This is a genomic window from Serratia sp. X10 (genome assembly GCF_017811775.1).
GTDB lineage: Bacteria > Pseudomonadota > Gammaproteobacteria > Enterobacterales > Enterobacteriaceae > Serratia > Serratia ureilytica.
Map to the genome: position 1 here is coordinate 291,692 of NZ_JAEIOH010000004.1, position 22,677 is coordinate 314,368.

Below are 22,677 nucleotides of genomic sequence, written 5' to 3' on the forward strand. Positions count from 1 at the left end.
CCCCGCCGTCTGCCCGGCGGCGGGGAAGAGGAACCCTGTATGGACGCCAATCTGTTGCACGACATTATTTTCTACGTGATGTACGCCGCGCTGGCGATCGCGCTGGTGATCATCATCGAACGCACGCTGTACTTCGCCTACACCCAGCGTCAGGCGCGCCGGCTGGAGCAGGCGCTGACGCCGGAGGTGCGCCGAGCGGCCGATCTGCCCGACGCGCTGACGCAGCGCAACAGCCTGCCGATGGCGGTGATCGCGCCGGTGCTGGCGCAGAAACACCGCGCCGGCGACCGTGAGGCGATCGGCGATCTGATCGACGCCCAGTATCTGCTGAGCAAGCCGCCGATGGCGCGCGGCCTGTGGCTGCTGGAAACCGTGGTCACCGCTGCGCCGTTGCTGGGGCTGCTGGGCACGGTGATGGGGATCATCGAAACCTTCAAGGCGCTGGCCGCCTCGGGGGTGTCCGAGCCGAGTCTGGTGTCGGCCGGGATGGGCACCGCGCTGTACGCCACTGGTCTCGGTATCGCCATCGCGCTGCTGTGCCTGGTGGCCAACAACTTCCTGCAGAGCCGCATGGAGCGCATCAACGAACTGCTGAAGGTGCTGCTGATCCGCGCCGGTCAACCGGCCAGCCGTCCGGAGAGCGGCAGCGGCGAACAATGGGTTGACAGCGGAGCGCCGCGCTATGCCTAATGGCCATCCAGTACGGCGGCCGAGAGGCCGCCTTTATACGGCATTGTGGAGCGGTTGTTTGTTGATGTTGAGCCAGAGCGCTGCGGCGCGTTTTGCGATTCCCGGTTACGAGCTGGTGTACACCGCGCCGGTGGAAACCGCGCTGCAGGCCGACGACCTGCGCAACACCGCCGAGGTATGGCGCGAGATGTTCGACGCGGCGAAAACCCGCATCGATCTGGGGCAGTTCTACGTGGCGAATCAGGACGGTTCGCTGCTGGACGGCGTGCTGCAGCACCTGAAGGCGGCCGGTGAGCGCGGGGTAAAAATCCGCTTTTTGCTGGAAGAGAAGGGCATTCGCCTCTCCACCGCCGAGACGCTGGAACAGCTGAAGGCGATCCCCCATCTGGAGCTGCGCATCATCCCATACCAGAAGCTGAGCGGCGGCATTCTGCATGCCAAGTATCTGCTGGTGGACGGCGAGCAGGCGTTCGTCGGCAGCCAGAACTTCGACTGGCGCGCGCTGGAGCATATTCACGAAACCGGGCTGCGCATCAGCGACGCCAGGGTGGTGGGGCAGATCCAGGCGATCTTCGAACAGGACTGGCGGGCGCAGGCGCTGCTGGCGCAGGATAAGCCGGTGCCGACGCTGCCCAATACGCCGCCGACGGCGCAGCCGCAGGGCAACTATCTGGTGGCCAGCCCGCGCGCCTACAACCCGGCGGGCGTGCTCGATTCGCAGGCCGAGCTGCCGCGTCTGCTGGCTGACGCCAAGCGGCGGGTGCGGGTGCAGGTAATGGATTACGCGCCGCTGTCGTTTGGCCCGGAGCGCAGTCGCCCCTTCTATGCGGTGATCGACAACGCGCTGCGCGGCGCGGCGGCGCGCGGCGTGCAGATCGAGTTGATGGTAGCCAACTGGAACACCAAAAAGCCGGATATCGCCTGGCTGAAGAGCCTGGCGCTGGTGCCGAACGTGCAGATCAAGGTGGTGACCATTCCGCCGGCCAGCAGCGGCTTCATCCCGTTTGCCCGGGTGATCCACAGCAAGCTGATGACCATCGACGATGAGATTGCCTGGGTGGGCACCAGCAACTGGACCGGCGGCTATCTGGACAACTCGCGCAATCTGGAGCTGGTGCTGCACAGCGCGGCGATGAGCGGGCGGTTGGACAGGCTGTACCAACAGCTGTGGGACAGCGTCTACGCCGAGCCGTTGAAGCTGGATTACGATTACCCGACGCCCAAACCGGGCGGCGAATCCTGACGGTCAGGGCGCGTTAACCCGCGCCCCGCGTTGTTTACCGCCGCCAGCCGGCCTTCTCCAGCGCCGTCACCAGCTGTTCGGCGCTCAACCCTTCCGCCCGATGGCCGTTGCCGCTGACGGTATTGGCCGCCAGCAGCGCATTGACGATCGCCTCTTCCACCGCTTCCGCCGCTGCGGCGAACAGCGCCGAAATGTAGTCGTTGTTCACCATGCGCAGCGGTGTGGTGAAAGCGCCTTTATTGGCGTAGTCGGCGGGCGGCAGGCCGTCGTTGCCGGTAGCGAAGGCGATAAAGATATCGCCGCTCGAATCCTCGGTACCGCCGCCGGTGCGGGCGATGCCGATGCTGGCGCGCTGCGCCAGCCGCGCGCACTGGTGCGGCAGCAGCGGCGCGTCGGTGGCCAGCGCCACCACGATGGAGCCCATGCCGGGATGCGGCAACTGCGGCGTGAACGGCGAGGGGATATGCCCCAGGTGGCGGCCCACCGGATAACCGCCCACCAGCAGCGACTCGCGTTTGCCGTGGTTGGCCTGCACGATGGCGCCCACCGTCCAGCCGCCTTGATCGGCGGGCAAGCGGCGCGATGCGGTGCCGCTGCCGCCCTTGAACTCATGACAGATCATGCCGCTGCCGCCGCCGACCGCGCCTTCCTGCGGCAAGCCGCCTCGGGCCGCCTGCTGCGCCTGGCGTACGTGCTCGGCCTTGACGTGAAAGCCGTTGATGTCGTTGAGCAGGCCATCGAAGGTTTCCATCACCACCGGCATATTCCAGTACACCGCGTTGTCGCTCGCGGGCAGCGTTTCACGCTCCAGCGCGATCAGCGCATCGCGCACGACCCCCACGCTGTGGGTGTTGGTGAAGGCGATCGGGCTGGTCAACAGGCCCGCTTCTCGCACCCATTCCAGGCCGGTGGCGTCGCCGTTGCCGTTCAGCACGTGCACGCCGGCGAAGCAGGGCGCGTGGCGAGCGGAGCCGGGGCGCGGTTCGATCACCGTCACGCCGGTGCGCACGCTGCGCCCGTCCGCCAAATCGGCATGAAGGCTGGCATGGCCGACGCGCACGCCGGGCACGTCGGTGATGGCGTTCAGCGGGCCGGGCGTGCCCTGGCCGATGGTGATGCCCAGATCCTGAGCGCGCTGCGTCATGGTTATTCTCCTTCTATTGAGGGGGTGGCGAGGGGCGCCGTCTGGCGGCCGCGCAAGTGGTTCAGCGCCAGCCCGAAGCCGATGATGCCGGCAATGATAATAAAGTCTTTCAGGCTGCTGGCGATCAAAATCGTCCACAGCACGTACAGGCAGCACAGCAGCGCCGCCGCCACCGGCAGCGGCCACAGCGGCATCAGGTACGGGTGATGGAAATGGCGGCGACGGCGGCTGATCAGCGCCGCCACCGCCATGATGATGTACACCAGCAGCAGCAGGATCACGGTGAATGAGGTCAGCGATTCGAGGTCGGAGCAAAACGCCAGCAGCGCCGAGGGGACGCCGAACAGCAGGGTGGCGATCCAGGGGGTGCCGAAGCGCGGGTGGATGATTTTCAGCGCGCGGTTGAACGTCGGCAGCCAGAAGCCGTCGCGCCCGCTGGCGAACATCATGCGGCTGAACTGCGCCACGATGGCGATGATGGCGTTGAATACCGACAGATAAATCGCGCCGCTCACCACCCGCGCCAGCGTCGGGCCGCCGAGCTGGGTGACCACATAACCGACCGGGTCGGCCTGTTTGGCCATCTCCGCCAGCGACGGCGAGCCGATCAGCAGGGCGGTGAACGGCACCAGTTCCACCAGCACCACGATGACCAGCGTCAGCATGATCGCGACCGCCATCGGTTTGCCCTGCTCGCGCATATCTTCCGCCATGTACACCGCCGCGCCGTAGCCGTTGTAGGAGAACAGCGCGACCCCGACCATGGCGACGATCAGCGGCAGCGAAACCGGCGCCAGGCTGCCCTGCGCGTCCAGCATCACCGGCGCGGTGAGGATCTCCGCGCTTTGATGCGGATGGCTGAAACCGAGCCAGGCGATCAGCGCCAGCACCGCCACTTCCACCACCAGAAAGGCGCCGGTCAGCAGGGCGTTGGCCTTGATGTTGAAAATGGCGCAGGCGCCGCCGATCAGCACGGTGATCATGCCGGCGGTGGAGGCGTCGAATGAGGTGCCCAGCGCGGTATTCAGATAGGGCACGGCGCCGGTGGCCAGCACCGCCGGCACGAACAGCGCGGCGCTGAGAATAAACAGATAGGTCTGCAACCCGCACAGGGTGCCGAACAGGCGTTTGATGATGCTGTATTCGCCGCCGGCGCTGGGGTGCGCGGCGCCGAGCTCGGCATAGCACAGCGCGATGGTGGCGGCGACGCAGGCGGCGATCAGAAACGACAGAAAGGCGCCGCTGCCGGCGCTGGCGATCGCCAGCGGCGCGATGACGAAGATCGAGCTGGCGGGCGTCACGCCGGAAGCGGTAATCATCACCACGTCGAGGACGCTGAGATTGCCTTTGAAAGTGTGTTCAGGGGCGGACTCTTGCATGGTTAACGACTCCATTAACGTGTGAGTGAGTAATTGTTTTGCTGCACAGGCTGTACGCAGAAATCAAATGGAGAGCGCGAAATGCCGGGGAGCTTTGCTCCCCGGAAGTTTATTGTTCTTATGTGTTACCCCTGCCCCGACGGGAAGCTGAAGCTGGCGCGGCGGGCATCGCCGGAAGCCGGCCAGCGCTGGGTCACGGTCTTGCGTTTGGTGTAGAACCTGACCGCGTCCGGGCCGTAGGCGTGCAGATCGCCGAACAGCGAGCGCTTCCAGCCGCCGAACGAGTGGTAGGCCACCGGCACCGGCAGCGCCACGTTGATCCCCACCATGCCGACCTGAATGCGGCTGGAGAAGTAGCGCGCCGCTTCGCCGTCGCGGGTGAACAGGCAGGTGCCGTTGCCGTATTCGTGGGCGTCGATCAAGGCCATCGCCTCCGGCAGCGACGCCGCGCGCACCACGCCGAGCACCGGGCCGAAGATCTCCTCCTGATAGATGCGCATGTCGGGCGTCACGTGGTCGAACAGCGTCGGGCCGAGGAAGTACCCCTGGCTGGGGCGGCCGTCGGCGTCTGTCACGCTCAGCTCGCGGCCATCCACCAGCAGCTCGGCGCCTTCGGCCACGCCCTGATCGATATAGCCTTTCACCTTCTGATAATGCTGTTGAGTCACCAGCGGCCCCATGTCGTTGCGGTTGTCGCTGCCGGGGCCGACGCGCATGGCGGCCATCTGTTGCCGCAGCCCGGCGATCAGCGCGTCGGCGGTGCCGTCGCCCACCGCGACCACCAGCGGGATGGCCATGCAGCGCTGGCCGCAGGAGCCGAACGCCGCGCCCATCAGCGCGCCGACCGCACCGGGGATATCGGCGTCCGGCAGCACCACCGCGTGGTTTTTGGCGCCGCCCAGCGCCTGCACCCGTTTGTTCTGGCCGCAGCCGGTGTGATAGATGTGTTCCGCGACCGGCGTCGAACCGACGAAGCTTATCGCCTTCACGCGTCCGTCATGCAGCAGCGTCTCCACCGCTTCGCGATCGCCGTTGACCACGTTGAGCACGCCCGGCGGCAGCCCGGCCTCCGCCGCCAGCCGCGCGATATACAGCGCGGCGGAAGGGACGCGCTCGGAAGGTTTCAGCACGAAGGTATTGCCGCAGGCGACCGCCATCGGCCACATCCACAGCGGCACCATCGCCGGGAAGTTGAACGGGGTGATGCCCGCTACCACCCCGAGCGGTTGAAACTCGCTCCAGCTGTCGATGCCCGGGCCCGCCTCTTTGCTGTGTTCGCCTTTCAGCAGTTCCGGCACATAGCCGGCGTATTCGATATTCTCGATGCCGCGCTGCAGTTCGCCCAGGGCGTCGCTGAGCACTTTGCCGTGCTCGGCGGTGATCAATTGGCAGATGGCGTCGGCGTGCTGCTCCAGCAGATCCTTGAGCTTCATCATGATGCGCGCGCGCTTCAGCGGCGGCGTGTCGCGCCAGGCGGGGTAAGCCTGCTCGGCGGCGGCGATGGCGCGCTCCACCGTGGCGCGATCGGCCAGCAGCACCTCCTGCGCCGATTGGCCGGTGGCCGGGTCGTAAACCGGCTGGCTGCGTTCGCCGGCGGCGGCGGGTTCGCCGTTGATCCAATGGGTAATGGTCATGGTTCGCTCCTTATTCGGTGGCGTTGAGGGCATCGCCGACGGCGTTGATCAGCGCATCGATCTGCGCTTCGCTGCTGATGAACGGCGGCGCCAGTTGCAGGGTGTCGCCGCCGTAGCGCACGTAAAACCCGCTTTCCCAGCAGCGCATCGCCGCTTCAAAGGGCCGCCGCGCCGGTTCGCCGGGCCGCGCCGCCAGCGTGATGCCGGCCGCCAGGCCGATATTGCGAATGTCGGCGACGTGTTTGGCCCCCTGCAGGCTGTGCACTGCGCGCTCGAAGTAGGGCGCCAGCGCCTGTACGCGCTCCACCATCTGTTCGCGCTGCAGGATGTCCAGCGTCGCCAGCGCCACCGCGCAGCTGACCGGGTGGGCTGAGTAGGTGTAGCCGTGCGGGAATTCGAGCTGGTAGTCCGGCTCGCCGCCGTTCATGAAGGTTTGGTAGATCTCCGGCCGCACCACCACGGCGCCCATCGGCTGCGCGCCGTTGGTCACCTGTTTGGCGATGTTCATGATGTCCGGCGTGACGCCGAACGCCTCGGCGCCGGTCATCGCGCCGCAGCGGCCGAAGGCGGTGATCACTTCGTCGAAGATCAGCAGAATGTCATGCTGGGTACAGATCTCGCGCAGGCGCTGCAGATAGCCGACCGGCGGCACGATCACCCCGGCGGAGCCGGAGAACGGTTCGACGATCACCGCGGCGATCGTCGAGGCGTCGCGCAGCGCGATGATGCGGTTGAGCTCTTCCGCCAGCTCCGCCCCCTGTTGCGGCATGCCGCGCGAAAAGGCGTTGCCGGCCAGCAGGGTGTGCGGCAGATGGTCCGCCTCGGCGCCGGCGCCGAACGTCTTGCGGTTGCCGGCGATGCCGCCGACCGAGATGCCGCCGAAGTTAACGCCGTGGTAGCCCTTTTCCCGGCCGATAAAGCAGGTTTTGCCCGCCTGGCCTTTGGCGCGCCAGTAAGCGCGCGCCATTTTCAGCGAGGTGTCCGCCGCTTCCGAGCCGGAGCCGGTGAAGAACACGTAATCCAGCCCCGCCGGCGTCAGCGCCTTGATTTTGTTGGCCAGCTCGAACGACAGCGGGTGGCCGAACTGAAACGCCGGCGAGTAATCCAGCGTCGCCAACTGGCGCTGGGCGGCGTCGGTGATTTCCTGCCGACCGTGCCCCAATCCGCAGCACCACAATCCGGACAGGCCATCGAAAATCTTTCTGCCGTCGTGGCTGGTGTAATACGCCCCTGCGGCCTGAGTAATGATGCGCGGCTGCGCTTTAAAATTGCGGTTGCCGGTAAAAGGCATCCAATGGGCTTCTAACCCTTCGGCATCGAGACGATTAAGCGAATAATTTTCAGCGGCCATGTTTTCCTCCGGGCAGGAAAATAAGTGCGATTAATTAAATAAAATGAGTTGTTAACGAATTGTTGTACGAAATTGACTATGTACCGCTTGTTCTCTACTGTGAATAATCATATGTCGAAACTTACTTAAGGTTTTATGCAAGTAAAAAAGCGCGCGTTGCTGGGACAATTGTCGGATATGGATCTGCGTTTGCTGCGGGTATTCAAGGCCGTGGTCGACTGCGGCGGCATGAGCGCCGCCGAACTGGAGCTGAATATCAGCCTGTCGACCATCAGCAAGCACATCAAGGATCTGGAGCAGCGGCTGGGCCTGACGCTGTGCCAGCGCGGGCGCGAGGGCTTTGCGGTCACCGACGAGGGGCTGATTATCTACCAGGAAACCGTCAACCTGCTGGCGGCCACCGAGGCCTTCCGGCGCGGGGTGGACGAGGTGCACCAGCGCATGGGCGGGCAGCTGCACGTGGCGATATTCGACCATACGGTCAGCAATCCGCAGGCGCAGATCGGCCGGGCGATCGCGTTATTCAGCGAGCGCGCGCCGGAGGTTTCTTTGCAAATGTACGTGGAGCCGATTAATACCATTGAACGTGGCGTTATTGACGGGCAATTTCAGGTTGGTGTTATTCCCATGCACCGCAGCGCGGAAAGTTTATCTTATCATTCGTTATTCAGTGAGAGGATGTTCTTATATTGCGGCGCGCAGCATGAATTATTTTCCGCCAGTCATGAAACATTAAATTGGGATCTGCTGCACAATTATGCCTTCGCCGGATTGGGCTACCATTCGCCGAATATGGAACTGAGCCTGCAGCAACATTTGCATCGCAAGGCGACGGGATTTGCGCAGGAATCGATAGCGACGTTAATTCTGTCCGGCAAATACGTCGGCTTTTTGCCGGATCATTACGCGGCGTTTTTTGTGGCGCAGAACCTGATGCGGGCGATCAAACCGGCGCTGTTCCGCTATCACTGCGAATATTCCAGCGTGCTGCGCCGCTCGCCGGTGCCGCAACGGGTGGTGAAGCTGTTCCATGAGTGCCTGCTGGCGGCCCACGGAATGGAATGAGGATTACTCCCTGAACGCGATGCCACGCCAAAAATCCTCGACCAGTTGTTCAATGCGCTCTGGGGTTTCCCGGGTATTTTGCGAGACAATCGCATCGACAATTTTATGGCTTTGCAGCGACAATAATTGAGCGGCAGTAATGCCGTGTGAACTTTGTTGCAGAAGTGCGGCAATATCGAGACCAAGCAGAAATGCACCCATTCTCTCCGGATCCGCGTCCAGGTCATCCTCTTCAAGCGGGGCGTCCCAAATGCGTTCTTCTTCAATGTTGCCATATTCGCTAATGATGGTGAAAAGGTCGATGGCGTCCTTCCCGTTCCCATGTCCGCGAGCTTGCCAGGCGAAAATTTTTAGCATGGCTAACCCCGGTAAAGAGCAAAACGGCAGTTCGGCACCGTTAAACAGGCGCACGACGACCGTATGCTCAAAGGCTTCCCGGAAGCCGTCGACATTCATGACTATCGCTCGGTCGGGAGGCCAGGCGATTTTATTCTCTTCCGCTACGCCGCCGAAAGGAATGATATCCAGGTGGTTTTCCGCCCAGATAAAATGGTGCGGGTTGCCTTTTGTGGTTGTTGCACCTTCGACGATGAAAGCCGCCTGCAGTTCCGTAAACGACGGCCAATCATCGACAAAGATGGCGATATCAATGTCACTGGTCCTGCGTCCAGGCTTTCGGCCATGGATATGATGTATCAGCACTTCGCGTGCCGTTGCGCCCGCAACGAAAAAAGCCACATTTTGCTGCGCGCAAACGGTGGCAATTTTCGTGAGCAGCTTTTCAGTCTCTGAAGAGAGCGCTGTCTGTAAGACCAAGGTACTTGTCATTTATCATCCTGGCGACTTCGAGATTACGGCTATCTCGGCTGGCGAGTAATTCAGCGATGCTGAGCATGGCCTGAGAACGTAGAGAGAGTTTCAGCGTCTCACCCCAGAATGCACCGGTCATTTGCAGGCTGCCATGTTGCTGAGGATGCATACCCAGCTCCTTTCTACGCTGCTGCAATGGGGTATGGGTAAACAGCATCAGGGTTTCGGGATAAAGATAACCTTCGGTTAGCAGCGCCGCGGCCGCTTCTCCTCCCCAAATCTCGCTTGGCTTCAACGTCAGGTCTTGCCAGTTTGTTGGCGCTACCAGATTGAGCCTTTTTAACTTTGGCCGGATCATGACGGCATATTCACGAAGCCAAAGTGCCGTTAGCGATTCAGGTGACAGTAATCTGCGTCCGCCTTTCGATTTGCGGTAATAACGCTGACTTTCCAGATACTCGAACGCCTTACTGACCATGCCCAGCGATATGCCGGCAGCGGCGGAGAGTTCACGATAGGTTGCATTGATCGCCTGTTCGTCGTTTAACAACACCAGCAGCAGTTTTAGTGTTCCTTCACTGATTCTGGCTGCACTATTATCACTATTAGTGAGGGATTTAACCGGCTTTTTGCCGGAAATACGCAGAAACAGCCCTTTAGTTACGATGCTGGCATTACCGGCGGCATCAATGAAATTGAGGCGCAGTTCTTCACAAATCTCGGCTTGAGCGGCGGTCAGGTGAGGGCAGATGAGCAGGCGTTGATCTGTTGCATTGTCGTGCCATGCTTTTTTCAGCAGAAAGAGATTTTCTTTCCGGTGAATCGATTTTATCTCTATCTTGAAGTCAAAGGTTTGATCGCGTCCGACAGTCAGGGTTGCCAGACCGTCGTAGTCCTCGTTGTTCGAAGAGCGTTTCACCGTCAGGCGCAGGTTGGTCGGCAAATTTTCGCTTACTGCGGTCAAAAGCGCATCTTCGGTTCCTGGTTTAGACATTTGTTCATGCTCTCCTTTTGTTCATGAGTCGTGAACAAAATAATATTATGAACAAAAGAGGTGTGCTGCAAGTGATTACTCGACAGGTGAGGAAGGATGATTACCGAATTGGCCAAGAATGAACAGGGGCGAGATTTTGCCGTTGGCGATCTGCACGGCTGCCTGGATGAGTTACGTGTGCTGCTTGAGCATGTCGGGTTCGACACACGCCGTGATCGTCTGGTCGCCGTGGGTGACTTAATCGATCGTGGTACGAACAGTTTGGGGTGTCTGACATTACTTGAGCAGCCCTGGTTTTTTTCTGTGTTGGGCAATCATGAGAAAGTGCTGCTTGATTATAGGCAAGCGACCGAGAGCCAGCGGCAAAGTGAGATCGCGCAGAGATGGAAGATGATGGGCGGAGATTGGTTTTTTGAACTGGACGATGCGATGCGGTACCGCTGCCAGCAGCTCGCCATGATGCTCCCTTGGGTGATTAAACTCACCGTCGCTCAAGTCGATTATTGCGTGATTCATGCTGAGGTGCCTCCTGAAATAGATTGCCTCGAAACGTTCCTTACAGGGTTGAAATCTGGAGACCCGGTGAGTACGCATAGCTGTCTTTTTGGGCGCCGGCGTAACCGTGCCAAATACGATGGGCCAATAATGGATGTCGGTTATGTACTGTGCGGGCATACGCCAGGTGAAGGCGCGCGCCAATTGGGCAATATGTGCAACCTGGATTATGGTGCGTTTGATATCGCCAACCATGGGGCGCTTTGCCTGCTCGAACTGGGAACACACCGCCGCTATTTGTTGAGAAAAGACGGTATTGTCGAGCAGGCATTTGATGCTGCTTAAAGTCGCTTACTGTTCTTTCTTCTTGCCGAAGATTCTGATCAGCGCGCCGACCAGGATGCCGACCGCGATGCCGGCGAAGATCCAGCCGATGATGCCCATTTCCTTAACTCCTGCTAGTGCGTTGATCTGATTATATAATCATTCGACGCGAAACGCCTCTTCGATCATCCGTTGCCGCTGCGCCGGCGCATAGTCGATCCAGGAATTCTTGCTGTTGGATTTCTCCAGCGCCACCGCCAATTCCTGGCCGGAAATCGGCAAATCGTCCTGCCAGAACGGCGCGATGGCGTGGCGGGTGATGAAATCGGTCAGGTAGCTCTCCGGGCTGCCCTGCCAGTGCGGGTACAGTCTGGCGGCCAGCTCGGCCATCAGCGCGCGCTGCTGCGGCTGTTCGCTGCTTTCCAATAGGGCGAGGAACGGCAGCAGCAGGCGACCGCAGACCTGCCCGTGGTGGTAGTCGCGCAGCGCGCCGATCTCGCCGGCGATGCCGTGAATGACCCCCAGCCCGGCGGCGCTCAGCGTCAGTCCGCCGAGGTAGGAAGCTTGCATAATCGCTTCGCGCGCCGCGTCGCTGCGGTTAAGCGCCGGCCAGGCGGCGAGGAAGTGGCGGATGCCGCTCAGCGACATATCGCGCGTCATGGTGCCGGCGGTTTTCGACAGATAGGCCTCGAACAGGTGGGTGAAGGCGTCGATGGCGCAGTAGGCCAGCACCTTGTCCGGGGCGCCCGCCAGCAGCTGCGGATCGAGAATGGCGGTGTGCGGTACGAAGTTGTTATGGCGCAGCGAGGCTTTCACCTTGCTGACCTGGGTATCGGTGATCACCGCGTTCTGCGTCACCTCGCTGCCGGTGCCGGCGGTGGTGGGAATGGCGATCAGCGGCAGGGTGGCGCCGCTGATTTTGCTGTCGCCCACCTTTTCCATATAGCGCAGCGTTGGCAGCGGGTGCTCAACCAGCGCGGAGAACGCTTTGGCGGCGTCCAGCACGCTGCCGCCGCCGATGGCCACCACGCGCCGCGCCTGGCCGCGCCAGCGCGCCACCCAGGCGTCGATTTCCTGCGGCGACGCCTCATGGCTGACGATTTCGGTGCCGATGAACAGCGGTGCCAGCGCTTCGCGCAGGCCGGCGTACACCGGGCCGTTGAGAAAAGAGCGGCAGCTGAACAGCAGCGTCGGCTGCGGGTCGGCAAGCAGCAGCGGCGGCAGCTGCTGGATGCTGCCGTGGCCGAACCAGGTCTGGCGGTTGGCGATGATGTGGCTGACGGACATGAGGTCTCCTTGACGGCGTTGCGGGGCGCGATGCCACAGCATAAGCCAGCGGGCGCGGAGCGGCCACCGCTTTCCCCGCCGCGGCAACCTGTGAGTTGTTTAACATGTAAACGATCGCGTTCTTGCATTTCGGCGCTGCGGATGCTTTTTTTAACAGTACTGGCCGTCGTGCGGCCAACCCCATCCGAAATCGGTAGATTGTTAATGTGTTAATAATGGCGAGGCGGGTATGGAAATTCAGGTTGAACGCTTGTCTGCGGTGATCGATGCGGTGGCCAGCCCACGCTTTTATCCCAGCCTGTTGAACTGGCTGGAAGGGTTTTTCGCCTTCGACAACGCCATCGTCTATGCCTTCGAACGCGGCCGGCCGCCGCGCTGCCTGATTAAAACCGAGCGCGAAAACAGCGACGCGGTCAATCAGCTCTACCAGCAGGGCGCCTACCTGCAGGATCCGTTTTACCGCGCGCTGAACGACGGCGGCGAAGGCGAGGTGCTCACGCTGCGCCAGCTGGCACCCTGCGGGTTTTATCACAGCGACTATTACCGTAATTTTTATCGCAAGACCGGCTGGCACGACGAGGCCGGCGTGCTGCTGCAGCTGACGCCGGAGCGCGGGCTGGGCGTCTTTTTCGGTTCGGCGCGCCGCACGGTGGCGGTGCGCTACCCGCAGCGGGCGGATCTGCGCAGCGCGTTGACGCTGGTGAAAAGCGTGGCGCGGCTGCACGGCGAAGTGGTGGCGGCGCCGGCCGAGGCCGCGACGGTGAACGATGACGGCGCTCAGGCGCGCTATCTGCTGACGCCGCGCGAGCGCGAGATTGTCGATCTGATCCTCGCCGGCTGCGGTTCGCAGCAGATCGCCGACCGGCTGTTCATCAGCCTCGGCACGGTAAAAAACCACCGCAAGAACATCTACGGCAAGCTGAACATCGGTTCGCAGGCCGAACTGTTCAGCCTGCTGCTGGCCGCCCCGCAGCGGCGCAGCGCGTGAATGTTAATTTTTTGTAGCGAATGTCCCTAAGGGGACATAGCGGCACGGCTGCCGCCTCCCGATAATCCGATGTCATGGCATAGGCAATCGGGAGTGCGGCAGTGAACAACGAAATCGAGTCCTTAACCTACTACGCGGCGACCAAAAAATACGATCTGCGCTTCCCGACGCTGGAAGAGGAGCTGGACGTTGACGTGGTGATCATCGGCGGCGGCTTCTCCGGCATCAACACCGCGCTGGAGCTGGCGGAGAAGGGCATCACCAATATCGCCATTCTCGAGGGCCGCTATCTGGGCTACGGTGGCACCGGACGCAACGGCGGCCAGGTGATGGCCGGCATCGGCCACGATCTGGAGAAGATCAAACGCCACGTCGGCCCGGCCGGGCTGGAAACCATCTTCAAGATCAGCAACCTCGGCGCCGGCATTATCCGCGAGCGCATCAAGAAATATGACATCGACGCCGACTTCTGCTTCGGCTACGGCTACCTCGGCAGCAACGCGCGCCAGGAGAAGACCCTGCGCGGCTGGCTGAAGGAGTTCAGGGCGGTGGCGCCGCAGGAGGAGATCGAGCTCTACACCGGGGCGGAGGTGAAGCAGGTGGTGGGCTCCGACGCCTACACCTGCGCGCTGAAACACATGGGCGGCGGCCACGTGCATTCGCTTAACCTGTTGCTGGGCGAGGCCAAGGCGCTGAGCGGCTACGGGGTGAAAATCTTCGAGAACAGCAGCGTGCTCAACGTCGAGTATGGGCCGCGCATCACGGTGCGCACCGCCATGGGCTCGGTGCGCGCCAACAAAATGCTGTGGGCCTGCAACGGCTTCCTCAACGGCATGGAGCCGCAGATCTACCGCAAGACTATCAATACCTACGCCTTCCAGCTGGCCACCGAGCCGCTGTCTGACGATCTGATCCGTCAGATCAGCCCGATCCGCGGCGCCTACAGCGACATCCGCCCGGTGATCGACTATTACCGGGTGACCAACGAAAACCGGCTGCTGTTCGGCAGCGCCACCCGCCTGATCGAATATTTCCCGTCGGATCTCAAGGCCTGGAACCGCAATCTGATGCTGAAGGTGTTCCCGTACCTGAAAGACGTGAAGATCGATCTGGCCTGGGGCGGCCCGCTTTGCTGCAGCGCCAACCTGTTCCCGCAGATCGGCACACTGCCGGATCGCGACAACGTGTTTTACGTGCAGGGCTACTCCGGCTTCGGCGTGACGCCGAGCCACATCGTGTGCAAGGTGCTGGCGGAGGGCATGAGCGAAGGATCCGATCGCTACGATCTGATGAGCTCGATCCCGCACGTCAACATTTTCGGCAAGGACAAGCTGCGGCGGGTGATGACCACCGCCGGCAAGGTTTGGCACCAGACATCCGGCTACTGGAAAGGCCGCCGTTAACCCTCAGAGGAGAATCACATGAAACCGTTACTGCTTAAACAACCGCTGCCGGAACTGCTGGAGATCGGCAGCGTCAGCAACCTGGGCGCCACGGTGATCGCCGGCACGCCGAACGTCGGCGTGGCCAGCATCTTCGGCGAACCGACCGACAACCTGAACTGCGGCGTGTTCAGCTGCACCCGCGGCAGCTTCGTGATGGAGTACCCGTTCGCCGAGCACGCCACGGTGTGGGAAGGCAGCGCCACCCTGACCAACGAACGCACCGGCGAGTCGGTGCAGTATCAGGCCGGCGACTCCTGGTTCGTCGAAAAGGGCACCCCGGTGCGCTGGGACATCACCTCGGATCGCTTCGTCAAACACTACCTCGCCATCGTCGAGGGCTGACGCCGTCATGTCCCCCTCAGCCCGCTGAGGGGGAACGCCTTAATCTAACGCCCGCGCAATAAAATCGGTCACCCGCTTGAGGATCTGATCCTTATTGGTTTCGTTAAAGCTCTCGTGCCGCCCGCCTGTGTTGATCAGCTGTTCGAAGTCGTCGCCCCGCAGACGGTCGAGCGCGGTTTGCGTTTCGCTCATCAGCACCAGCCGATCGTCGTCGCCGTGGATCCACAGCGTGTGCAGCGCGCCGAACCCCGGCCCGGCGTTGATGGCGGCGAGCATCCGCTGCATGGCGCGCAGAGTGGGGCGTTTGAACGGCCCGTGCCACACCAGCGGATCTTCCTGATAGGCCACGCCGACGGCCGGATCGCGCGCCAGGGTGGCGGTATCCAGCGGCGCGTCGGGGATCGTCGGCAGTTCGGCCAGATCGGAAATCGCCGTTCTGTCGCCGAGCAGCGGGCCGGACAGCACTAGCGCGCGCACTTCCTCGCCATGGCGCTGCACGTAGCGGGTGGCGATCATGCCGCCCATCGAGTGGCCGATTACCACCAGCGGCAAGGTGGGATATTGCCGCCGGAAATGGCTGACCACGCGCTGCACGTCGTCGACCACGGCGTCATAATCTTCGATCAACACGCGTTCGCCCTGCGACAGGCCGTGGCCGAGATGGTCGGGGCCGAACACCCGCGCGCCCTGCGTCTGCAGCGTGCGCGCCACGTATTGATAGCGGCCGAGGTGCTCGCCGTAGCCGTGCACCAGCAGCGCCAGATAGCGCGGCTGGTCGTTTCCCCAGTCGTGCACCGCGATGTCGCCGTGACGGCCTTTGATAAAGCTGACGGTTTGTTCGGACATGTTATTGTTCTCATGGTGGTAGGGTTGCCCTTCAGCGTAGCGGCTGGCGGCGAGGTTGTCAGGGGCGCCGGGTGCGGCGCCCGCTGAGAGGGAACTACAGGCCGAACTGGCGCGCCAGCGCATCGAGCGCCTCGCGCTGGAAGCGGTTGAAGGCGTCGCGCGGCTGCTGTTGCTGGATGAACGCCAGCAGCGGATCCAGCACTTCCGTGCGCACGCCGCTCAGCTGTTCCATCACCGCCAGCCCGCAGAACGGCACGTAGGATTCGGCGTAGCCGCCTTCATGCACCATCACCAGTTTGCCGCCGCACAGCCGGTCGGCGGCCTCCTGCACCAGCGCGGTCATGGCGCGGAAGCTGTCGCTGTGCAGCTGCATGCGCGCCAGCGGATCGAGCGCGTTGGCGTCGTAACCGCAGGCGACGATGATCATCTCCGGCTCGAATTTTTCCAGCGCCGGGATGATGATGCGCCGCATGGCGTGCAGGTAGCCGTCGTCGCCGGCGCCGGCCAGCATCGGCACGTTGACGTTGCAGCCCGCCCCGTCGCCTTCACCGCGATCCCGTTCGCCGGAATAGCCCGCCGGGAAGCAGCCGTCCTGATGCAGCGACAGCGTCAGCACGTCGCCGCGCCGCCAATAGATGTGCTGGGTGCCGTTGCCGTGGTGCACGTCCCAGTCGAGCACCGCCACTTTTCCGAGCCCGTAACGGGCCTTGGCGCGCTCGATGGCGATCGGGATATTGGCCAGGAAGCAGAAGCCCATCGATTGATCCGGCAGGCAGTGGTGGCCCGGCGGGCGCGACAGCGCATAGGCATTATCCAGCTCACCCTGCAGCACCGCCTCCACCGCCGCGCAGGCCAGCCCGGCGGAGAGTTTGGCGATTTCATAGCTGCCCGGCCCCAGCGGCGCCTCTTCCCCCAGCAGGCCGCCGCCGCTGTCGCTCACCTGTTTGAAGCGCTGCAGATAGTGGGCGGGGTGGATGCGCAGCAGGTCTTCTTCCGTCGCCGGTTCGGCGCTCAGCAGGGTGAGCTGGCGCGACAGGCCGGACACGTCCATCAGGTTCTTCATGCGCCGTTTGGTTTCCGGCGATTCGGCATGGCCGGCGCCCGAGGGCGGTTGCACCCAGCCGCCGACCGGCAGGGTGGTGGCGTGCAGGCCGGTGCTGTGCCAGAAACAGCGTTCATCAAACAAGAAACCGGTTGTTCTTTTCACCTTTCTCCTCCTGTTATACGGCGCGGTGCGCGCGGTGAAGCCAGCGAAATCAACAGCAGCGACAGCAGCGCACAGCCCAGCGCGCCGAACAGCAAGGCGTTGAAACCGCCGGAATATTCGATCAGATAGCCGGCCAGCGTCGGGCCGATGGCCATGCCGCCGCCGATCACCAGGTTGATGCCGTTCATCAGCTTGCCGTCGTTATCCAACCCGGCGACCCGCGCCAGAATGAATGGCAGCACGAAGGTCCAGGTGAATTTGAACAGCAGGGCCGCCAGGGCGAAGCGCAACAGCAAGGGTTGGCCAGTCAGCAGCGCCACGCTGGCCAGCAGCAGGGCGTAACCGAGCGCGATCGGGCGCTCGCCGCCGAAGCGCGCGCCGATCATCGCCGCGGCCCCCGCACCGACGATGCCGAGCAAGGTGGCGACGGCCAGCACCTGGCCGCTGTGGGACGGCGATAGCCCGGCGCCGGCGGCGATGCCGCCGATAAAGGTCCAGACCGCGCTCAGGCTGATGTAAAAGGTCAGCACCGCCAGCACGGCGCACAGCTTGCGCGCCGGCGAGGCGGCGGCTCCGCTGCGGGCGCTGCGTGCGGCGGTGAAACCGTTGGGAAACGCCGGGATGAGCGGCAGGCAGCACAGCATGATGGCCGCCAAAATCAGGTAGACCGCCATCAGGCCGAAGTGTGCGAACAACGGCGGCAGCGCCAGCAGCCCCACTGCGCCCAGCACCAGCTGGCCGAGCACCCAGAAGGCATAGACCCGGCTGGGATTGGCGGTGCCGGCGGCGCAGGTGATGCACAGGATCATCAGGGTGCCGCCCGCCAGCGAGGCGATAAAGCGCAGCGGCAGCAGCAGGGTGAAGTCCTGCACCAGCGCCGAAGCCAGGTTGCCGGCGATAAACACCAGCGCCGACAGCGTAGCGACCCGTCGCCAGTTGATGCGCCCGATCCACCACCACGCCGGCAGCGTGGCCAGGCTCATGGCACCGAGTTCGGTGGAGAACAGTCGGCCGATCTGCGCCGGGCCGAGCTGCCACTGCGCGGCGAGCTGGGCGGCCACGGCGGGGGCGGTCATCAGAATGCCCGGCGCGATGGCGGCGAAGACGATAATGGCGGTCAGCAGCCGCGGCGGGCAGGGGAGCGCCGCGCCGGCGGCGGGCGCGGAAACCGAATCACTGGACATAAACCTTATTCCCCAAGCGTTGAGTGACGATGAAATATCCCGCCCGGCCCGATTGCGGGCAGGGGGGAGCCGCGCCATAAATGGCGAATACGTTTTGGCGTTATTTTCCGGCCGCCGGCAGCGGCGGCCGTTATCGGGCGTTAACCGTGGGCGAGAAAGCCGCCGGCGACCAGTTCGGTGCGGTTCACCACGTCGGTTTTGGCGAAAATGTTGCGCATATGGGTTTTCACCGTGGACAGCGAAATGCCCAGCTTCAGGGCGATGCGCTTATTGCTGGCGCCTTCGCGCACCAGGTTGACGATCTCTTGTTCCTTGGCGGTCAGCAGCTGCGCCTCGCTGTCGGGCAGCAGATCGCGCGTCGCCAGCTCGATCAGCGGCAGCACCGCGCGCAGGCGGCCGCGCTCCAATTCGGTAAACGGCGTATCGCGGATCAACGACACCCCGGCGACGATGCGTTTGCGTTGGCGAATGAAAATCTCCGTCATGTCGCGCATGTCGTTCGGCAGCATAAAGTCGTGGTAATAGCGGCGGTTGTCGGCGATCGCCGCCGGGCTCATGCCGACCATGGTGATGTCTTGCCGATGGAAGTTGGCTGGCTGCAGCGGGTCTATTTGCTGGAAGTGGTTCAGGTATTGCTGATGCGTTTTATCGGGCATGCCGTGCAGGATGTAGTGATCCGGCCGCAGGTCGCGATCGACCAGATAAAACACCCCGGCGGACACCGGGATCAGGTGCGTGATGGTCGCCAAACAACTGTTGATAAAGGCATCGGATGCTGTGCTGTGCATGATTCGTATTCCTCCCTTTATCGTTCAATCTGGAGAATGTTGGCGGTCAATATATGAACGATACAAGCATAGTTGTAGCAATTTGGCAACACAATAAAAACATATTAACAACGTGAGGCCGATTGCAATAAAACACAGAAATAACAAGATGACACTGCACTAATCAGGGCTTTTTTGTTCGGATTTATCGCGATTTTCATTAATAGGTTAATGAAATAATTCGACGTTTTTCCCGCTGAATTTACAGCGCTTTTCAACGCCTGCCCGGGGGAGGCCCTCGCCGCTGCGCGCGTGCTACAGCCGACGTCGCTTCCGCTGCCCCTCGTTCTTAAGAACGATAGCCAGGCTTTTCCGCCGCTTCCTGTATTGCGCATTGAAGATAGCGCCAGTCGGCACCAAACGTGTAAGACGAAAAAATGATGACCTTGCTTGGGTTGAGCCGAGCCGCTTCATGCTGAGCGAGCGCGCCGCCGTGAGCGCGGCCGCAGGTTGAAAGCGTCTCGTCCTTAAGGACGATAGTCAGCATTTTCCTTTCCTCTCTATAGTGAGATGACCGCCGCTGGCGGTGAAAAACCTGCAAGCACCTGCATGCATCAGGCCAAAACTATAAGAGGAAATAACCATGAACCTGTCGTCGCGGTTGCACGCCCACCTGGCTCGAGGCAAGGTCGGCTTTCCCACCACCCTGGCCAGTTCGGTCGGGGTGATCATGGCCAGCCCGGTGATCCTGACGGTCACCAGCGGCTTCGGCATCGGCGGCGACACCTTCGCGCTGGCGATGCTGATCGCTTTTGTCATGATGCAGGCGCAGCTCACCACCTTCTCCGAAGCGGCGGCGCTGCTGCCGACCTCCGGTTCCGTTTACGACTACATTTCCTGCGGCATGGGGCGCTTTTTCGCCATCACCGGCGCGCTGTCGGCCTACTTGATCGTGCATATCTTCGCCGGCACCGCCGAGACCATTCTCTCCGGCATCATGGCGCTGGTGAACTTCGAGCACCTCAACACCCTGATGGAAAGCCACAACGCCTCCTGGATGGTCGGCGTCGGGCTGGTTGTCGTGTTCGGCCTGCTCAATGCGTTCGGCATCGAGGCCTTCGGCAAGGCGGAGATCGTGCTGACCTTCGCCATGTGGAGCACGCTGGTGATTTTCGGCATCGTCGGGCTGCTGTCGCCGCATGCGGTGCCGCTCGAGGGCTGGTTTGGCAGCACGCTCGATCTGAACGATCCCTTCGCGGTATTCAGCCTGATCGGCATGGCGATGTTCATGTTCGTCGGCTGTGAGCTGGTGACGCCGATGGCGCCGGAGATCAAACGCTGCGATCGGGTGATCCCGCGCGCCATGGCGCTCGGGCTGTGCGGCGTGGCGGTGTGCATGGCGCTGTACGGCGCGGCGCTCAGCCACCAGGTGGAAAACGTGGTGATCGACGCCGCCAGCGGCACGCGTCTGCTGGAAACGCCGATGGCCATCCCGGCGTTCGCCGGCCAGGTGATGGGCCAGTTCGGCAAATACTGGCTGGGCGTCGGCCTGTTGCTGGCGGGCGCGGCGACCATCAACACGCTGATGGCGGCGGTGCCGCGCATTCTGTACGGCATGGCGCTGGACGGCGCGCTGCCGCGCATGTTCGCCTATCTGCACCCGCGCTTTAAGACGCCGGTGGTCGGCATTCTGGTGGCGGTCTTGATCCCCTGCGTACATGCCTTCGCCATTCAGGGCAACCTCGACAGGATCATTCCACTGGTGCTGGCGGCGGTGTGCGCCTGGGGCGTGGCCTACCTGCTGGTGACCTGCTCGGTGGTGCTGCTGCGCCTGCGCCGCCCCGATCTGCCGCGCGCCTATAAATCGCCGTGGTTCCCGCTGCCGCAGATCGTCTCCAGCGTCGGCATCGTGCTGGCCATCGTCTACATCACGCCGCCGGGGATGAACCCGCGCGACGTCTACATTCCCTTCGGCTGGATGATCGGCCTGACCGCCGCCTATGCGCTGTTCTGGACGCTGTGCGTGCAGAAAGTGAATCCGTTCAAGCCGGTGCCGGTCGAGCAGGTGCTGGAGAACGCGTTCGCCAAGGGCGAAAACGAGGAGGCGCAGTTTGATCGGCTTACTTCCCTCACTTAATCGCGCCTGGCGGCGAGCGCCGTCGGGCTATCGGCCGGGCGCCGCGCTGGATCGTCTGGCGCGTAACCTGGAACCCTACGCGTGCGAACGCCTGGCGCCGGGCCTGCTGCGGCTGACGTTGCCGCAGGGGCCGCAGATCGAGGTCAGCGAACAGGTGCAGGGGCTGTTTATGGCGCATATCGTCAGCCACCGCTTTCGGTTGCAGGGTTCGTGCGCAGCGCAGCCCCCGCTGACGCTGGACGTGGTGGCCGGCGGCTGGCTGCGGCGGCGCGGAGTGCGCTATCTGCTGCGCCAGCGTCATGCGGCCGCGCAGCGGCTGTTGGACGGCCTGCTGCGCTACCCGCAGATCGGCGAGACGCTGGCGCAGCTGGATTTTCGCCGCGTGCGGCTGACGGTGAACGACGGGCGCTGGCAGGCGGATATCGAGCATTTCGCCGCCTCGGAGGTGGTCAGCCGCGTGCCGGCCGGGCGCCGCTATCTGCGGCTGGATGCTGAACAGCGGCGGTTGCTGTTGAGCAGCCTGCTGATGATCGGCCAACTGATGGAGAAGCTGAATCATGAATAGAGTGGTTGTGATTACTGGCGGCGGCACCGGCGTCGGCGCCGCCTGCGCCCGTTTGCTGGCGGCGCAGGGCGATCGGGTGTTCATCATCGGCCGCCGCCCGGAACCGCTGGCGGCGCTGGCGCAAGAGATCGGCGCGCAGGCGCTGGTGGGCGACGCCGCCAGCGGCGAGAGCTGGGCCCACACGCTGCTGCCGGCCATTCTGCGCGACGCCGGGCGCATCGACTGCCTGATCGGCAGCGCCGGCGGCATGGGCTTCAAGCGCATTACCGAGATGAGCGACGCGCAGTGGCAAGGGGCGATGGACAGCAACCTCAACAGCGCTTTCGCCAGCGCGCGCGCCTGCCTGCCGGAACTGATCAAGAGCGGCGGCAACCTGCTGTTCGTGGCCTCTATCGCCTCACTGGCCGCCGGGCCAGAGGTCTGCGGCTACGTCACCGCCAAGCACGCGCTGATCGGCCTGATGCGCTCCATCGCCCGCGACTATGGCCCGCTGGGCGTGCGCGCCAACGCGGTGTGCCCGGGCTGGGTGACCACGCCGATGGCGGACGAAGAGATGCAGCTGTTGATGGACGCCCATCAGATTTCGCTGGAGCAGGCTTACCAGATGGTCTGCCGCGACGTGCCGCTGCGCCGGCCGGCCAGCGCAGAGGAGATCGCCCGAGTCTGCCGGTTCCTCTGTTCCAGCGAAGCTTCAATCATTACCGGCGCGACGCTGGTGGCCGACGGCGGCTCCACCATTGTCGATGTGCCGACCCTGGCTTTCACTTCCCTGTAAGGAGC

The 22,677-nt window shown here is 62.9% G+C and carries 22 protein-coding genes; 10 read left to right on the top strand and 12 right to left on the bottom strand.

What is annotated here, in order from left to right; genetic code table 11:
- The first annotated feature begins 39 nt into the window (after positions 1–39).
- Together J9788_RS15665 and J9788_RS15670 are read left to right on the top strand one after the other, a co-directional pair.
- Positions 40–690: a MotA/TolQ/ExbB proton channel family protein gene (locus J9788_RS15665; protein WP_016929215.1), complete on the top strand. Its 651-nt coding sequence runs from the start codon at positions 40–42 to the stop codon at positions 688–690.
- Positions 683–1,933, top strand: a complete 1,251-nt coding sequence (locus J9788_RS15670) for a phospholipase D-like domain-containing protein (RefSeq protein WP_182265238.1) — start codon at positions 683–685, stop codon at positions 1,931–1,933. The genes J9788_RS15665 and J9788_RS15670 overlap by 8 nt, the downstream gene beginning before the upstream one ends.
- A 34-nt stretch (positions 1,934–1,967) precedes the next feature.
- Here J9788_RS15670 and J9788_RS15675 read toward each other — a convergent pair whose 3' ends face one another.
- The 4 genes from J9788_RS15675 to J9788_RS15690 all read right to left on the bottom strand — a co-directional run bounded on the left by J9788_RS15675 (position 1,968) and on the right by J9788_RS15690 (position 7,441).
- A complete protein-coding gene (locus tag J9788_RS15675; RefSeq protein ID WP_182265239.1) occupies positions 1,968–3,077 on the bottom strand; it encodes a P1 family peptidase in 1,110 nt (369 codons plus the stop codon).
- Between the two features lie 2 nt (positions 3,078–3,079).
- Positions 3,080–4,456, bottom strand: coding sequence for an APC family permease (locus J9788_RS15680; protein WP_046898046.1), 1,377 nt, complete (start codon positions 4,454–4,456; stop codon positions 3,080–3,082).
- A gap of 125 nt (positions 4,457–4,581) precedes the next feature.
- Positions 4,582–6,090, bottom strand: a complete 1,509-nt coding sequence (locus J9788_RS15685; protein ID WP_182265240.1) for a CoA-acylating methylmalonate-semialdehyde dehydrogenase — start codon at positions 6,088–6,090, stop codon at positions 4,582–4,584.
- Positions 6,091–6,100: 10 nt separating this feature from the next.
- On the bottom strand, positions 6,101–7,441 hold the full coding sequence (locus J9788_RS15690) for an aspartate aminotransferase family protein (protein ID WP_042783621.1): 1,341 nt from the start codon (positions 7,439–7,441) through the stop codon (positions 6,101–6,103).
- A 135-nt stretch (positions 7,442–7,576) separates the two neighbouring features.
- Between J9788_RS15690 and J9788_RS15695 the strand changes: the two genes are divergently transcribed.
- Entirely contained in the window at positions 7,577–8,506 is a 930-nt protein-coding gene (locus J9788_RS15695) for a LysR family transcriptional regulator (protein ID WP_046898049.1), read from the top strand.
- Positions 8,507–8,509: 3 nt separating this feature from the next.
- On the opposite strand, the gene J9788_RS15700 is transcribed toward J9788_RS15695, so the two are convergent.
- Both J9788_RS15700 and J9788_RS15705 read right to left on the bottom strand, forming a co-directional pair.
- Positions 8,510–9,334: a nucleotidyl transferase AbiEii/AbiGii toxin family protein gene (locus tag J9788_RS15700; protein ID WP_182265241.1), complete on the bottom strand. Its 825-nt coding sequence runs from the start codon at positions 9,332–9,334 to the stop codon at positions 8,510–8,512.
- The gene (locus tag J9788_RS15705; protein ID WP_046898051.1) at positions 9,288–10,310 is read right to left on the bottom strand and encodes a type IV toxin-antitoxin system AbiEi family antitoxin; all 1,023 of its coding nucleotides are present in this window, start codon (positions 10,308–10,310) and stop codon (positions 9,288–9,290) included. The genes J9788_RS15700 and J9788_RS15705 overlap by 47 nt, the downstream gene beginning before the upstream one ends.
- Positions 10,311–10,406: 96 nt before the next feature.
- Between J9788_RS15705 and J9788_RS15710 the strand changes: the two genes are divergently transcribed.
- Positions 10,407–11,150 (top strand): metallophosphoesterase, encoded by a 744-nt coding sequence (locus tag J9788_RS15710; RefSeq protein WP_052759943.1) that lies wholly within the window; start codon positions 10,407–10,409, stop codon positions 11,148–11,150.
- Between the two features lie 138 nt (positions 11,151–11,288).
- Here J9788_RS15710 and J9788_RS15715 read toward each other — a convergent pair whose 3' ends face one another.
- Positions 11,289–12,416 carry an iron-containing alcohol dehydrogenase gene (locus J9788_RS15715; RefSeq protein ID WP_182265242.1) on the bottom strand — a complete coding sequence of 376 codons (1,128 nt, stop codon included), beginning with the start codon at positions 12,414–12,416 and terminating at the stop codon, positions 11,289–11,291.
- A 229-nt stretch (positions 12,417–12,645) separates the two neighbouring features.
- Between J9788_RS15715 and J9788_RS15720 the strand changes: the two genes are divergently transcribed.
- The 3 genes from J9788_RS15720 to J9788_RS15730 all read left to right on the top strand — a co-directional run bounded on the left by J9788_RS15720 (position 12,646) and on the right by J9788_RS15730 (position 15,191).
- Positions 12,646–13,404: a helix-turn-helix transcriptional regulator gene (locus J9788_RS15720; protein ID WP_046898053.1), complete on the top strand. Its 759-nt coding sequence runs from the start codon at positions 12,646–12,648 to the stop codon at positions 13,402–13,404.
- Between the two features lie 101 nt (positions 13,405–13,505).
- The gene (locus tag J9788_RS15725) at positions 13,506–14,807 is read left to right on the top strand and encodes an FAD-binding oxidoreductase (protein ID WP_182265243.1); all 1,302 of its coding nucleotides are present in this window, start codon (positions 13,506–13,508) and stop codon (positions 14,805–14,807) included.
- Positions 14,808–14,825: 18 nt separating this feature from the next.
- Entirely contained in the window at positions 14,826–15,191 is a 366-nt protein-coding gene (locus J9788_RS15730; protein ID WP_015376517.1) for a cupin domain-containing protein, read from the top strand.
- A 39-nt stretch (positions 15,192–15,230) separates the two neighbouring features.
- Here J9788_RS15730 and J9788_RS15735 read toward each other — a convergent pair whose 3' ends face one another.
- The 5 genes from J9788_RS15735 to J9788_RS15755 form a co-directional block, all read right to left on the bottom strand.
- Entirely contained in the window at positions 15,231–16,037 is an 807-nt protein-coding gene (locus J9788_RS15735; protein ID WP_182265244.1) for an alpha/beta fold hydrolase, read from the bottom strand.
- Positions 16,038–16,131: 94 nt separating this feature from the next.
- On the bottom strand, positions 16,132–17,244 hold the full coding sequence (locus J9788_RS15740; protein ID WP_046898056.1) for a class II histone deacetylase: 1,113 nt from the start codon (positions 17,242–17,244) through the stop codon (positions 16,132–16,134).
- Positions 17,241–18,428, bottom strand: coding sequence for an MFS transporter (locus tag J9788_RS15745; protein WP_182265245.1), 1,188 nt, complete (start codon positions 18,426–18,428; stop codon positions 17,241–17,243). The genes J9788_RS15740 and J9788_RS15745 overlap by 4 nt, the downstream gene beginning before the upstream one ends.
- 140 nt (positions 18,429–18,568) lie before the next feature.
- Positions 18,569–19,216 (bottom strand): LuxR C-terminal-related transcriptional regulator, encoded by a 648-nt coding sequence (locus tag J9788_RS15750; protein WP_033651375.1) that lies wholly within the window; start codon positions 19,214–19,216, stop codon positions 18,569–18,571.
- Between the two features lie 328 nt (positions 19,217–19,544).
- Positions 19,545–19,742 carry a hypothetical protein gene (locus tag J9788_RS15755; protein ID WP_182265246.1) on the bottom strand — a complete coding sequence of 66 codons (198 nt, stop codon included), beginning with the start codon at positions 19,740–19,742 and terminating at the stop codon, positions 19,545–19,547.
- Positions 19,743–19,838: 96 nt separating this feature from the next.
- Here J9788_RS15755 and J9788_RS15760 point away from each other — a divergent pair, with 96 nt between their 5' ends.
- The 3 genes from J9788_RS15760 to J9788_RS15770 are packed head-to-tail and all read left to right on the top strand — an operon-like array spanning position 19,839 to position 22,672.
- Entirely contained in the window at positions 19,839–21,332 is a 1,494-nt protein-coding gene (locus J9788_RS15760; RefSeq protein WP_182265247.1) for an APC family permease, read from the top strand.
- Positions 21,307–21,897 (top strand): DUF3156 family protein, encoded by a 591-nt coding sequence (locus J9788_RS15765; protein ID WP_182265248.1) that lies wholly within the window; start codon positions 21,307–21,309, stop codon positions 21,895–21,897. The genes J9788_RS15760 and J9788_RS15765 overlap by 26 nt, the downstream gene beginning before the upstream one ends.
- Positions 21,890–22,672 carry an SDR family NAD(P)-dependent oxidoreductase gene (locus J9788_RS15770; protein ID WP_046688188.1) on the top strand — a complete coding sequence of 261 codons (783 nt, stop codon included), beginning with the start codon at positions 21,890–21,892 and terminating at the stop codon, positions 22,670–22,672. Before J9788_RS15765 ends, J9788_RS15770 begins: the two co-directional genes overlap by 8 nt.
- Positions 22,673–22,677 lie beyond the last annotated feature (5 nt).